Raw genomic sequence first — 12883 nt, forward strand, 5'->3', positions numbered from 1 at the left:
AGAAGCTAGCATTCGGTTATGAGCCACTCGTCAGGAAATCCGGCACCATCCACGAATGCCGGCTCTCCCTCGGAAGAGAGAATCAACAAGAAGCACGTGCTCGCATGGGCCTCCTGGGACTGGGGCTCGGCCGCCATCAACGCGATCATGACGACCTTCGTCTTCACGGTCTATCTGGTGAGCGACCCTTTCGGCGGCGAAGTCTATGCCTCGCAGATCCTCGGTTACGGCCTGGCTGTGTCCGGAGTTGCCATCGCCCTCCTGGCCCCGATCACCGGCCAGCGCTCGGACTCGGGCGGACGGCGGAGGTACTGGCTGGGCGTCAACACCATGGCCGTCGTCGCACTGACGGCGCTGTGCTTCTTTGTCTACCCCTCCCCCGGGTTCCTCTTCGTCGGCGTCGCGCTGATCGCGCTGGCCAACATTTTCTTCGAGTTCGCCAACGTCAACTACTACGCGATGCTCGGCCAGATCTCCACGCCGTCCACAGTCGGCAAGGTCAGTGGCTTCGGCTGGGCCATGGGCTATGTCGGCGGCATCGTTGCCCTGGCGCTGGTGCTCATCGGGTTCGTCCTCCCCGAGACCGGCTGGTTCGGAGCCACCGCCGAAAACGGGCTGAACATCCGGTTGGTCGCGGTGTTCTCAGCCGTCTGGTTCCTGATCTTTGCGCTGCCGGTACTTTTCACCGTGCCGGAAATTCCCCGCCAGCCGAAGACCGCCCGGCTGGGCTTCTTCGCCTCCTACGGGCTATTGTTCCGCCGGATCAAGGCCATCTACCGGACCAGTCCGCACACCATCTTCTTCCTGCTGGCCAGCGCGATCTTCCGGGACGGGTTGGCAGCCGTCTTCACCTTCGGCGGCGTGATCGCCGCCGGCACCTTCGGCTTCACCCTGACCGAAGTCATCTTCTTCGCCATCGCGGGGAACGTCGTCGCGGCCCTTGGCGCAGTGGCCGGCGGAATCCTCGATGACCGGATCGGGCCGAAGAAGATTATCGTCGGTTCCCTGATCGGGCTGATTGTCGCCGGCGCTGCTGTCCTTGTGCTCGGAGCCAACACGTACACCATCTTCGGCGCAACCCTGACCGGTGACACCACTTTCTGGATCTTCGGGCTGATGCTGTGCCTCTTCGTCGGCCCCGCCCAGTCCTCCAGCCGCGCCTACCTGGCGAGGCTGGCCCCCAGGGGCGAGGAGGGAGAGTTCTTCGGCCTCTACGCCACCACCGGCCGGGCCGTCAGTTTCCTGGCCCCCACGCTCTTTGGCCTGAGCATTACCATTTTCGGCGCGCAGCGCTTTGGCATCCTGGGCATCCTCATCGTGCTGCTGGCCGGCCTGCTGGCACTGCTGCCGGTCAAGGAGCCGCGCGAGGTTCCGACGGCCCAAACGCCGTCGGCCTGACTAGCGCTCGATCGTGGTGCGGTGGAAGTTGAGGTAACTGCGCGAAGCCGTCGGGCCCCGCTGGCCCTGGTACCGGTTGCCGTACTGGCCGGATCCATAGGCGTGTTCGGCCGGCGAGGTCAGGCGGAAGAAGCACAGCTGGCCGATCTTCGAGCCCGGCCAGAGCTTGATCGGCAGGGTGGCCATGTTGGACAGCTCCAGCGTCACGTGGCCGGAGAAACCAGGATCGATGAAGCCCGCCGTGGAGTGCGTGAGCAGACCCAGCCGGCCCAGCGAAGACTTGCCTTCCAGCCGGGCGGCGATGTCCTCCGGCAGGGTCACCGTTTCGTAAGTGGAACCCAGCACGAACTCGCCGGGGTGCAGGATGAACGGCTCATCGGGGTCCACCTCAACGAGGCGGGTCAGTTCGGGCTGCTCCAGCTGCGGGTCGATGTGGGCATATTTGTGGTTGTCGAACAGCCGGAAGAACCGGTCAATCCGCACGTCCACGCTGGAGGGCTGGATCATTTCGGGCAGAAACGGGTCCAGGACAATTCGCTCGGCATCGAGTTCGGCTCGGATATCGCGGTCTGAGATCAGCACCATCTAAAAATAACGCATGGCTTGCGGGAGTCTTCAATTCCGACGGCGGATCTACCGGCCGCCACTCTGTTGCCCAAGGCGCCGCAGTGGAAACATAGAGGGTACGGCCGCGCTGGCCGCCAGTTCGTTAACAGGGGAATCATGGAAACCGGAAGCACTTCGCAACGCCCACGGCCCGCACTGCTGGTGGTTATGGCTACCGCCGTGGCGCTGCTTTTCACGCTCGTAACCGCCGCTCCCGCCTCAGCCGCCGAACCTGTCCGGGACCCGGCCAACATCAAGGTTCTGGTCAACAAAGCCCATCCGTCGAGCCCGCTCACCTACACTCCAAAACTGGCGCGGTGGAAGAGCACGGGCTACCGGATGCGTCCGGATGTCAGCACCAAACTCTCCAGCCTTTTTGCCGGCGCCGACAGCGCAGGCCATGCGATCGCCGTCGTCAGTGCCTACCGTTCCTATGCGGAACAGCGTGACCTCTACAACTACTACGTGAGGATCTACGGAAAGACCTACGCGGACCGCATTTCCGCCCGCCCAGGTTATAGCGAACACCAGACCGGACTGGCGGTGGACGTTGGCTTGGCCAGTGGATCCTGCGGACTGGAAGCGTGTTTCGGCGATACCGCGGCGGGCAAGTGGGTGGCCGCCAACGCGTACAAATACGGATTCATCATCCGCTATCCGAAGGGCCACGAAGCCACCACCGGCTACACCTATGAACCTTGGCATCTGCGCTATGTCGGCGTCACCTTGGCCACCGAAATGCGGACCAAGAAGATCCCGACCATGGAGCACTACTACGTGCTGGGCAAGCCGAGCATCCGCAGCTACTCGGATGTGCTGGCTGCCGATTCCGCCGGTGACCTCTGGCGCTACCCGGGCAGCGGAGGCAGGATGCATCCCCGGGTGAAAATCGACCATGCCTATGGCGGCGTCAAGACCGGCACATCGGTTGACTGGAACCAGGACGGGACCATCGACCTGCTGCTCCAGATGAAGGACGGCCGGCTGCTGGTGAACCTGGGCAGGTCCGGCGGCGGCTTCCAGGCACCCCGCGAGGTTGGCCGCGGCTTCGCCAAGTACGACCTCACCATTGGACGGTGGGCCGCCGCGGACACCTACCCGGGCGTTGTAGCCAAGCGTTGGTCGGACGGCGCCCTGCTGTACTACCGCAACGGCTCCGCGGCCTACCTGTCCGCCGGCAGGACAATCAGCAGCGGCTGGGGGCGTTACCGTCCCACGATGCTGGACTGGAACCAGGACGGCAAGCAGGATCTGATCGCCATCCGGAACACCGGAGAGCTCTACTTCTACCCGGGAAACGGCTCCGGCGGCATCAGCACCTCCGCACGCCAGCTGGTTGGCAAGAGCGGCTGGCACAAGGTCTCGACCGTGACCCCGATCTACGGCTACACCGCGTCGGGATCCGCCGGCTTCATCGGGAAGTTCACGGACGGAACATTGAAGTACTACCCCTACAGCAAGGGCCGCTTTGGCACACGTACCCAGGAGGGGACAGGTTTCGCCTCCTACAACGTCTTCCGGTAGAGCTCGCCAGACGCTGCCGGTGGTCGAAACGAACGGCGACCGCCGGCAGCCCTTTCCCTCGGCCGCAGGGGTACAGTCTTACGGCTGGCCGATCTCCGTGCGGACGGCATAGAGCTCCGGGAAAAACGTCAGTTCCAGGGCCTTTTGCAGAAAACCGACGCCGGATGAACCGCCGGTGCCGCGTTTCATACCGATGGTGCGTTCCACCGTCTTCAGGTGGCGAAAACGCCAGAGCTGGAAATTGTCTTCCAGGTCCACCAGTTCTTCACAAGCCTCGTAGACATCCCAGTTTTCATGGGCGTTCTCGTACACATATTTAAAGGTCTGCACCAGTTCGGCATTGAACACGTGGGCTTCGCTAACGTCCCGTTCCAGGAGTTCCCGCGGCACCGCGTAGCCCCGGCGGGACAGGAACGCCAGGAACTCGTCGTAGATACTGCTCTTCCCCAGCAGGTCCCCCAGCAGGGCCTGGGCGCTCGGATCCGCCGAGAAGACGTCGAGCATGCTCCGGTTCTTGTTGCCCAGCAGGAACTCCACCGCCCGGTACTGGGAGGACTGGAAGCCCGACGACGAGCCCAGCTGGCCACGGAATTCTGCGTACTCGGATGGTGTGAGGGTGGCGAGCACGGACCATTGTTCCGTCAGCGAGCGCTGGATGTGTTTGATCCGGGCAATGCCCTTCATCGCAAACCGCAGGTCATCGGCCTGCAGTTTCTCCCGCACGGTGCGCAGCTCGTGCAGGACCAGCTTGAGCCACAGCTCCGAGGTCTGGTGCTGGATGATAAAGAGCAGCTCGTCGTGGTGTTCCGGCCTGCTCACCGGCCGCTGGGCGGAGAGCAGCTCGTCGAGCTGCAGGTAAGAGCCGTAGCTCATCTTGTCGGAGAAATCGGTCTCGATTCCGGTTTCGAATTTCCGGGTGTTCTTGTCCACCGTCATGGCACTCCATTGTGTTAGTTTTTCGTTACTTACTACCCTACGGCCAGCGCCTCACGACATGGGCTGAGGGGACTACTGTTGTGCCATGGACGTGGAAGAAACGCCGTTGCCGGGAATCGGCCTTCGCCGGGAGATAGTGCTGGACAACGGAAGGCGTGTGGGCATAGTCACCCATCGCGATGGCCAGACCGAGCTGATCATCTCGCGCCTGGACGATCCCGACGCCTGCCTCGCCTCAGTTCCTATGAGTGTGGAGGAGGCCGCTACCTTGGGCGGACTGCTCGGCGGTCCAAAGCTGGTGGCCCAGCTCTCCGAAGAACACAGCGAACTGCCGGGCGTGAGTACGCGGCAGTTTCCGGTGACCGAAGGTTCGCCTTTCTCCGGGCATGCCCTGGGCGAGGCCAGGATCCGCACACGCAGTGGCGCGTCCGTGGTCGCCATTATTCGCGAAGGCCAGGTGATGCCTTCCCCCGCCCCGAACGACACGATGAACCCAGGAGATCTCCTCATCGTGGTGGGCACCCCTGATGGACTGGATGCTGCCGCCAAGATCCTGCACGGGGGATAGCCGGGCGTGGGCGGCACGACTCTTGTACTGATCGAGCTCGGCCTGGTGTTTCTCGGGCTGGGCATCCTCGGTCGTCTTGCCGCCCGGATCGGCATGTCGCCGGTTCCCTTGTATCTGCTGGGTGGATTGGCTTTCGGCAACGGCGGATTGATCGAGTTTGCCAGCATCAACGAATTCAGCCACATCGCCAGTGAAATCGGCGTGGTCCTGCTCCTGCTCATGCTGGGGCTCGAATACACCGCCCGTGAACTCGCGACAGGCCTGCGGCAGTCCTGGCAGGCCGGTGTGGTGGACATGCTGCTGAATTTCCTCCCCGGTGCGCTGCTGGCGCTGATCCTCGGCTGGGGCGGGATCGGAGCACTGGTACTTGGCGGCGTGACCTATATATCCTCGTCGGGAATTGCGGCCAAAGTCCTCACGGACCTGGGCCGCCTGGGAAACCGGGAAACACCGGTGGTCCTCTCCATCCTGGTCCTGGAAGATCTCGCCATGGCCGCCTATCTGCCGGTGCTCACGACAGTCCTCGCCGGGGCTTCGTTCCTGGGCGGGCTGCAGGCCGTTGGAGCAGCGCTGCTGGCCGTGAGCGCAGTCCTGTTCCTGGCCATCCGGTACGGCCAACGGATCACCGGCTGGATCCACAGTCCGGAACAAGAAACGTTCCTGCTCAAGCTGATCGGCGTAGCGCTGCTGGTAGCCGGACTGGCTTCCGCCATGCAGGTTTCGGCCGCCGTCGGAGCCTTCCTGCTGGGCATCGCAATATCGGGCGCAACAGCAGAAAGCGCCGTCCGGGTCCTGGCACCCCTGCGCGACATCTTTGCCGCCATGTTCTTCGTGGTGTTCGGGCTCAACACGGATCCGGCCTCCATCCCACCGGTGCTGGTCTGGACCATCGTGTTGGGGGTACTGACCGCAGGCACCAAAATGGCTACCGGCTGGTGGGCAGCGCGCCAAGCGGGAATCGGCCGCTGGGGACGGCTTCGGGCAGGCGCTGCGCTGATTGCCAGAGGCGAATTTTCCATCGTCATTGCCGGCCTCGCGGTGGCCTCAGGTGCCATTGTTCCCGAACTGGCCGCGGTGGTGACGGCTTACGTGATGCTTATGGCAGTGACCGGGCCGATAGCCACCCGGTTTGCCGAGCCAGCTGTCCGCCGGATATCCCGACAACCCGAAGCAGAGCCGGCGAGCTGACTCAGCGTACAGATGAATCCCAGCGCCATGCCCGGCCTCGGGTTTCCGGGGTCCGGCCGCTGGCCTTCAGCAGGTCCTGCCACGGCTCGCTGGTCCTGGCTGCGAAGGGAAACAGCCGGTCGAGGACTCTGGCGATGGTCCCGCCGTCGGCCTCATAGCCAATGCCGTGGGCAGCCAGGATGTCGTAGGCATGCAGGGCCGCTTCGGTGATCCCCATCGAGGCGAAGCCGGAAGCATCCGAAATGCCGGCCGGGTGATAGCCGCGTTTGTCCGGCGGCGCCACAGCGACCACGGCACACAGCAGTCCGGCGGTGGCGTCAAGGCAACTAATGATGCCGGCTGTCCCGGTGGCCGGGTCCGGCCAGAACAAGATCTCCGGCGAGCCCTGCCGCCAAGGAGGCGGATCCTGCAGCACCACATAGCTGTCCTGCGGCGGGTTGCGCCCCGAAAGCTGCATGGCGTAGAAGCCGAAGTCGTCCATTAGGTGCGCCGCGGTGTCGCGGCATCTCCACTCCAGTTGGTGGGCAGGTTGCTCCCAGGCAGCGTCCTGCAGCCGGGCAAGGTGGTCGAGAACGTGATCAGCGACGGTACGCAGATCATCCGCGGTGGGCATCATGTCTCGATCCTGTACCTTTTCCGTCCAATTTGTCGCCCCTTTGTAGCGCAAGCCGCACTTTGGGGCTTATGGTCAAATCGAAAGGTTGCTTAGGACCGTCTCTTCCCCCGAGGATTCAGTCTGAGCGTCTACAAGGATGTGGAGGCGCAGTACCGATGCCACAGCACGAGAGGTTTGAGCCCCGGAACCGCAAGAAACCACGCGCCCTGGCCGGACTAACACTGGCTCTGGGCGCCATGCTTTTAAGCGGCTGCAGCGAAGCGGAAAGTGTGCCGACGCTGACCTGGTACATCAACCCCGACGACGGCGGCCAGGCCGCCATCGCCGAAAGATGCACCGCCGATTCCGGCGGCACTTACCGGATAGAAACCTCCCTGCTCCCCAATGACGCGGCCGCCCAGCGGGAACAGCTGGCCCGCCGCCTCGCCGCCGGAGACTCTTCCCTTGACATCATGAGCCTGGATCCGCCGTTCATCCCAGAACTCGCTGAGCCGGGCTTCCTGGCTCCGGTGCCCGACGACGTGGCACAGCGGACCACCCAGAACGTGGTCGAGGGCGCGTTGGCCGGTGCGCAGTGGAAGGACGAACTGGTCACCGTCCCCTTCTGGGCCAACACCCAGCTGCTGTGGTACCGCAAGTCGGTGGCAGAAGCAGCCGGACTGGACATGAGCCAGCCCGTGACGTGGCAGCAGATCATGGACGCCGCGGCCAGCCAGGATAAGTTCCTGGGCGTCCAGGGCCAGCGCGGGGAGTCAATGACCGTCTGGGTCAACGCGCTGATCGAGTCCGGCGGCGGGCAAATCATCCAAAACCCGGAGGCACCCGCCGCGGAAATCGAACTCGGCCTGGTCTCCGAGGCCGGCCGGGAAGCCGCGGAAATCGTTTCGACCATCGGCAAGGAAGGGCTCGGCGGTCCCGGCCTGGCCACCCAGGACGAGAACTTCTCGATGATCCTGTTCCAGGGCGACAAAGGTTCGTTCATGGTGAACTGGCCGTTCGTCTGGCCAGCCACCAACAGTGCCGTTGAGGCAGGTTCCCTGGATCCGGAACTGATCGAGGACATCGGCTGGACGCTGTACCCCAGGGTCAACGCAAACGAACCGACCGCGCCACCGCTGGGCGGGATCAACCTCGGCGTCGGCGCCGCGAGCGACCATCCAGACCTGGCCTACGAGGCAATCGAGTGCATCGTCTCCCCCGAGAACCAGGCCGAGTATTTCATAACCAACGGCAACCCGCCGTCGAACACCGAAGCCTACGAGGATCCCCGGATCGAAGAGGCATTCCCTATGGCCGACACCATTCGGGAATCCCTTGAACTTTCCGCGCCGCGGCCGCAGACCCCCTACTACAATGAGGTCTCCATCGGCCTGCAGCAGAACTGGGCACCGCCCAGATCCGTCGATCCGGCAACCACGCCGGAGCAGACTACCGAATTCATCCTTGCAGTACTCCGAGGGGAGAGCCTGCTGTGAGTACCACGGTCAAACCAAGCAGCACGGGCACCAAAGCCGGTAAGCGTGCAGCCCAGCCCTACAGCGAACGGGCCAAGGGCGAACGGCGGCTGGGCTGGCTGCTCGCCGGTCCGGCGTTCGTCGTCATGCTGGCCGTGACGGCCTACCCCATCGTCCAGGCCGGCTACGACTCGCTCTTCAACTACCGCCTGACCGCGCCGTCGGAGCGGGAGTTCATCGGCCTGGGCAACTACGGCGTCATCCTGACCGACTTTGTCTGGTGGCGGGATCTGGGCGTGACGCTCCTGATCACGGTCATCACCGTCATCGTTGAGCTGATCCTGGGCTTCGCGCTGGCGCTGGTCATGCACAAAGCGCTCAAGTCCGTCCGCGGACTGCTGCGCACCGCCATCCTGGTGCCCTACGGCATCATCACGGTGGTCTCCGCCTTCGCCTGGTTCTATGCCTTCGACATCAACTCCGGCTACGTCAACAACTGGTTCGACTGGGTGCCCGGCATCGATCCGGATCTTAACTGGTTTGCCGGTACGTGGACCTCGCTCTTCGTCATCATGGCCTCGGAAATCTGGAAGACCACGCCCTTCATTTCGCTGCTGCTGCTGGCCGGCCTGGCCCAGGTCCCGGATGAACTGACGGAGGCAGCGGAGGTCGACGGGGCCACCTGGTGGGAACGGATGAGCCGGGTGATCCTGCCGAACATGAAGGCGGCCATCATGGTCGCGGTGCTTTTCCGGGCACTTGATGCCTTCCGTATTTTCGACAACGTGTTCATCATGACCAACGGCGCGTTCGGTACCGAAGTGCTGTCCCTGCTTGCCTACCGCACGTCAATCAGCCGGCTGGAGATCGGCATGGGTTCGGCCGTCTCCGTCCTGCTGTTTATCTGTGTTCTGCTGATCTGCTTCATAGCCATCAAGCTGTTCAAGGTCGACCTTGCCGGCGCACGAGGGAGTAAGTAATGAAGAATTCATCGACCAAGGAAAAGGTGACGTGGGCGGTCATTTCCGTGCTCGTCCTGCTGTACGCGCTGTTCCCGGTGGCTTCCATCCTCGCGACCTCCTTCAAGCAGCCCAGCGACCTGACCACGGGCAAGTTCCTGCCCACCGAATGGAGCACGGTCAACTACGAGCAGATTCTGGTCGGCGACGCCCAGGGCCTGTTCCTCAGTTCGCTGCGCAACTCGATCGGCATCGCCCTCATCGCCACCTTCATCGCCGTCGTTCTGGCCACCTTGTGCGCCTATGCCATCGCCCGCCTGGACTTCCCCGGCAAGAAGATGATCCTCACTACCGCGCTGGCGGTCTCCATCTTCCCTGTCATCTCGATCGTGACCCCGCTGTTCAACCTTTGGCGGACCATCGGCCTCTATGACACCTGGCCCGGACTGATCATCCCCTACCTGTCGCTGACACTGCCGATCTCCATCTGGACGCTGGCGGCATTCTTCCGGCAGATCCCGTGGGAGCTGGAGCAGGCTGCACAAGTCGACGGCGCCACCACCTGGCAGGCCTTCCGCAAGGCGATCGTCCCCCTGGCGGCCCCGGGCGTATTTACGACGGCGATCATCGCCTTCTTCATCGCCTGGAACGATTTCGTCTACGGCATCTCCCTGACCTCGACGGAGGCTGCGCGGCCGGTACCGGCGGCACTGGCCTTCTTCACCGGCGCCTCCCAGTTCGAAGAACCCACCGGAGCCATCTCGGCGGCGGCCATCATAGTGACCATTCCGATTGTCCTGCTGGTGCTGCTCTTCCAGCGTCAGATTGTCTCAGGCCTGACCCAGGGCGCCGTCAAGGGCTGACCCGCTGCGCATAGAAAGGATTCGACCATGGCCTCGATTACTTTGAACAACCTCGTCAAGCAGTACGGGGACGGCTTTCCCGCCGTGAACGACGTCAGCATCGATATAGCCGACGGCGAATTCCTCATCCTGGTCGGCCCTTCCGGCTGCGGCAAGTCCACCCTGCTCAGGATGATCGTGGGTCTGGAGGACATTACCTCCGGGGACCTGCTGATCGATGGCAAGCGCGTGAACGAGAAGGCGCCGCGTGACCGCAATCTGGCCATGGTGTTCCAGAACTATGCCCTGTACCCGCATCTGACGGTGTTCGAAAACATCGCCTTTCCGCTCCGGCTGGCCAAGGGACGGCACAGCGAGGCCGAGGTCCAGCGGCTGGTAACCGAGGCCGCCAAGACACTGGAACTGACGGACCATCTGCAGCGCAAGCCGGGAAACCTCTCCGGCGGCCAGCGGCAACGGGTGGCCATGGGCCGGGCCATCGTGCGGCAGGCCGATGCCTTCCTGTTCGATGAGCCGCTCTCCAACCTGGACGCGAAACTCCGCGGCCAGATGCGTTCCGAAATCTCCCAGATGCAGCGCCGGCTCGGGGTTACCTCCGTCTACGTCACCCATGACCAGACCGAAGCCATGACCTTGGGCGACCGGGTTGCGGTGCTGAAGAAGGGCGAACTGCAGCAGATCGCCTCGCCGCGCGAGCTGTACGAGCAGCCGGTCAACCTGTTTGTCGCCGGCTTCATCGGCTCGCCGTCGATGAACTTCCTGCCCGCAACGCTGGAAGGCAACAAGCTCAAGACTCCCGTGGGGGACATCGAAGTCTCGGAGGAGAAAGTCCGGGTGGCAGAGGGCAAACGCGTGGTCCTGGTGGGCATCCGCCCGGAATACTTCGAAGACGCCAGCATGGTGGACGACAGCAAGCGCCAGCAAGGCTCCACCTTCACCGCGGAACTGACGCACACCGAATGGCTGGGCAACGAACAGTACGGCTACATCAAGTTCGATCCGGATCCCGAGGTCCGCGACCTCCTGGACAACCTCGCCAGGGAGATGGACGCCGATGAACTCAGGCCGCAGATCGTGGTCACCCTCGACGCTGCCAGCCGGATCCGCGGCGGCCGGCCGGCCGAATTGTGGCTGGACACCCGCAAGATCCACCTGTTCGATCCGGGAACCGGCGAAAACCTGACCCGGGACGCCGCGGCAGGAGCCGCACTGACCGAAGAAGCAAACGCTGCGCGCGCCGAGGAAATCGCCGACGCCCGGGAGCGGGACGCAGCGACAAAGCAACAGGCTTCCTGAACTGTTGGGCAGCCTGCATGTCGCAGTTCCGCAGTTGGCCAAGGCTGGGGTAAGCTGAATCTCGTTGTTTTCACCGGGATTATTGACCAGATTTTCGTCAAGTCCCCGTGCGGGCGTAGCTCAATGGTAGAGCGCTAGCTTCCCAAGCTTGATACGCGGGTTCGATTCCCGTCGCCCGCTCCAATTTCCCGATTCCGCCCCTTTGGACCATGGGCGGAATCGCGGCCGGGGCTCCGGTTATGGCCCCGGCGCGACCGGCTTGCTCAGTACTTGTTGTCAGGACCGAAGCCGGCGCGGTCCGCCTTGCGGTGGTAGCGCATTCCGGCCATCCCACCCAGCAAAGCCCCGCCCAACGTCAGCACCAGCACGATGCCCAAGGCGATCAGCCCCGGAACCGTCAGATCCTGGATCGCAGCAGACACGGCCGAGTTGCCGGTAAACGAATTGATCAGGTCCATGCCGCCGGTTGCCAGGCCGACGACGCTGGCCACAACGGCCATCACGATTCCCCAGAGCCACACAGCCAGTCCCTGACGGACCCCGTCAAAGCGCGCCATCCGCCCGGCAACGTAACCGCCGGCGAAATAGGACAGCAGCAGAATGACGCCCAGGACTACGGCTGCGGGGATGCCCGCGGCCCCGCCGCCGGAGGCAATCGCCTCCGGATTCTGGAGTTCCTTGAGGGCAGGGAGGCCAAAGGCAACCGCAATGCCCGTGGCGATGGAGAGCAGCAGGACGATCATGCCGGTGGCACTGAGCCATCCGAAGAACGCGGAGCCCAGCTTCACTCCGCCGAACGCGTCACGCTGCCGCACGAACACGGCCTCGCGGTCCAGCGGCGTCACGGGCCGGTAAGCGTCGGTATCCCGGGGCTGGTATTCACCGCCGGACTGTTCGTCGGTGCTTGCCTGGTCACCGGTATAGGCCCGTTCGGCGCTGATGCGCCGCCCTGCCGGGGCAGCAGCCGCCGCGCCGGAAGTGTTCAGGACGGTCGTGTCGTTGCTTCCGGAGCTACCGGGAGTACCAAGGACCGTCGTGTCGTTGCTTCCGGATGTGCCTGTGCTGCCGGAGCTGGCCGCCGGTCCGGCTGACCGGTCAAGCGGCCTGGTTTCCGTGCTTTCGGACTCGGCGGCCCCGGCAGGGGTCCGGTCACCTTCACCGGCGGTATTCAACACGGTGGTGTGTGCGGCCGTGTCCGCCTCGTCCACCGGCGGCCGGCCGGATTCCGCTACTTGCTCCTGCCACAGGGGGTTTTCGCTCCCCCTGCGAGTGCCGTCGTCGTTCTTTTCCCGGGCCTTGTCTTCGCTCATCTTGCGGGCCTCCTGCTTCGATGGCCACCATCGCCGCTTGGCTACGGCAGGCTTGTGCTCCTGTTGCGTCTACCCTAGTCCGGGCCCCGGACGCAGGCCAGCAAGTGGGGCCGGTGTGCCGGACCGGCCGCAACCCACCGTAGGTTTTCGATCCGCTGCCGCTAA

12 protein-coding genes and 1 tRNA gene are annotated in these 12883 nt (G+C 63.9%); 9 read left to right on the forward strand and 4 right to left on the reverse strand.

The window, feature by feature from the left end:
• Nucleotides 1-18 precede the first annotated feature (18 nt).
• Complete coding sequence (locus B0G38_RS15020) at nucleotides 19-1398, forward strand: MFS transporter (protein ID WP_264670154.1); 1380 nt, start codon at nucleotides 19-21, stop codon at nucleotides 1396-1398.
• Here the strand turns inward: B0G38_RS15020 and dcd are convergent, their stop codons facing one another.
• The gene (gene dcd, locus B0G38_RS15025) at nucleotides 1399-1980 is read right to left on the reverse strand and encodes a dCTP deaminase (protein WP_139004498.1); all 582 of its coding nucleotides are present in this window, start codon (nucleotides 1978-1980) and stop codon (nucleotides 1399-1401) included.
• A 141-nt stretch (nucleotides 1981-2121) separates the two neighbouring features.
• On the opposite strand from dcd, the gene B0G38_RS15030 reads away from it, so the two are divergent.
• A complete protein-coding gene (locus tag B0G38_RS15030; RefSeq protein ID WP_264670155.1) occupies nucleotides 2122-3528 on the forward strand; it encodes a M15 family metallopeptidase in 1407 nt (468 codons plus the stop codon).
• A gap of 78 nt (nucleotides 3529-3606) precedes the next feature.
• On the opposite strand, the gene B0G38_RS15035 is transcribed toward B0G38_RS15030, so the two are convergent.
• Nucleotides 3607-4464 carry a tryptophan 2,3-dioxygenase gene (locus tag B0G38_RS15035; protein ID WP_264670156.1) on the reverse strand — a complete coding sequence of 286 codons (858 nt, stop codon included), beginning with the start codon at nucleotides 4462-4464 and terminating at the stop codon, nucleotides 3607-3609.
• A gap of 85 nt (nucleotides 4465-4549) precedes the next feature.
• On the opposite strand from B0G38_RS15035, the gene B0G38_RS15040 reads away from it, so the two are divergent.
• Together B0G38_RS15040 and B0G38_RS15045 are read left to right on the forward strand one after the other, a co-directional pair.
• Nucleotides 4550-5032, forward strand: a complete 483-nt coding sequence (locus tag B0G38_RS15040) for a cation:proton antiporter regulatory subunit (protein ID WP_264670157.1) — start codon at nucleotides 4550-4552, stop codon at nucleotides 5030-5032.
• A gap of 6 nt (nucleotides 5033-5038) precedes the next feature.
• Nucleotides 5039-6220 carry a cation:proton antiporter gene (locus tag B0G38_RS15045; protein WP_264670158.1) on the forward strand — a complete coding sequence of 394 codons (1182 nt, stop codon included), beginning with the start codon at nucleotides 5039-5041 and terminating at the stop codon, nucleotides 6218-6220.
• Between the two features lies 1 nt (nucleotide 6221).
• Here B0G38_RS15045 and B0G38_RS15050 read toward each other — a convergent pair whose 3' ends face one another.
• Nucleotides 6222-6836, reverse strand: coding sequence for a maleylpyruvate isomerase N-terminal domain-containing protein (locus tag B0G38_RS15050; RefSeq protein WP_264670159.1), 615 nt, complete (start codon nucleotides 6834-6836; stop codon nucleotides 6222-6224).
• A gap of 155 nt (nucleotides 6837-6991) precedes the next feature.
• Here B0G38_RS15050 and B0G38_RS15055 point away from each other — a divergent pair, with 155 nt between their 5' ends.
• From B0G38_RS15055 to B0G38_RS15075, 5 genes are all read left to right on the forward strand, one after another.
• The gene (locus B0G38_RS15055; protein ID WP_264670160.1) at nucleotides 6992-8311 is read left to right on the forward strand and encodes a sugar ABC transporter substrate-binding protein; all 1320 of its coding nucleotides are present in this window, start codon (nucleotides 6992-6994) and stop codon (nucleotides 8309-8311) included.
• Entirely contained in the window at nucleotides 8308-9270 is a 963-nt protein-coding gene (locus tag B0G38_RS15060; protein ID WP_264670161.1) for a carbohydrate ABC transporter permease, read from the forward strand. The genes B0G38_RS15055 and B0G38_RS15060 overlap by 4 nt, the downstream gene beginning before the upstream one ends.
• Nucleotides 9270-10112: a carbohydrate ABC transporter permease gene (locus B0G38_RS15065; RefSeq protein WP_169995668.1), complete on the forward strand. Its 843-nt coding sequence runs from the start codon at nucleotides 9270-9272 to the stop codon at nucleotides 10110-10112. Before B0G38_RS15060 ends, B0G38_RS15065 begins: the two co-directional genes overlap by 1 nt.
• Before the next feature lie 27 nt (nucleotides 10113-10139).
• Nucleotides 10140-11408 carry an ABC transporter ATP-binding protein gene (locus B0G38_RS15070; protein WP_264670162.1) on the forward strand — a complete coding sequence of 423 codons (1269 nt, stop codon included), beginning with the start codon at nucleotides 10140-10142 and terminating at the stop codon, nucleotides 11406-11408.
• A gap of 109 nt (nucleotides 11409-11517) precedes the next feature.
• Nucleotides 11518-11591: transfer RNA gene (locus B0G38_RS15075), tRNA-Gly, on the forward strand.
• A gap of 80 nt (nucleotides 11592-11671) precedes the next feature.
• Here B0G38_RS15075 and B0G38_RS15080 read toward each other — a convergent pair.
• Entirely contained in the window at nucleotides 11672-12718 is a 1047-nt protein-coding gene (locus tag B0G38_RS15080) for a YrzE family protein (RefSeq protein ID WP_264670163.1), read from the reverse strand.
• Nucleotides 12719-12883: the final 165 nt, after the last annotated feature.

The sequence above is a fragment of the Crystallibacter permensis genome (assembly GCF_025960875.1).
Lineage (GTDB): Bacteria > Actinomycetota > Actinomycetes > Actinomycetales > Micrococcaceae > Crystallibacter > Crystallibacter permensis.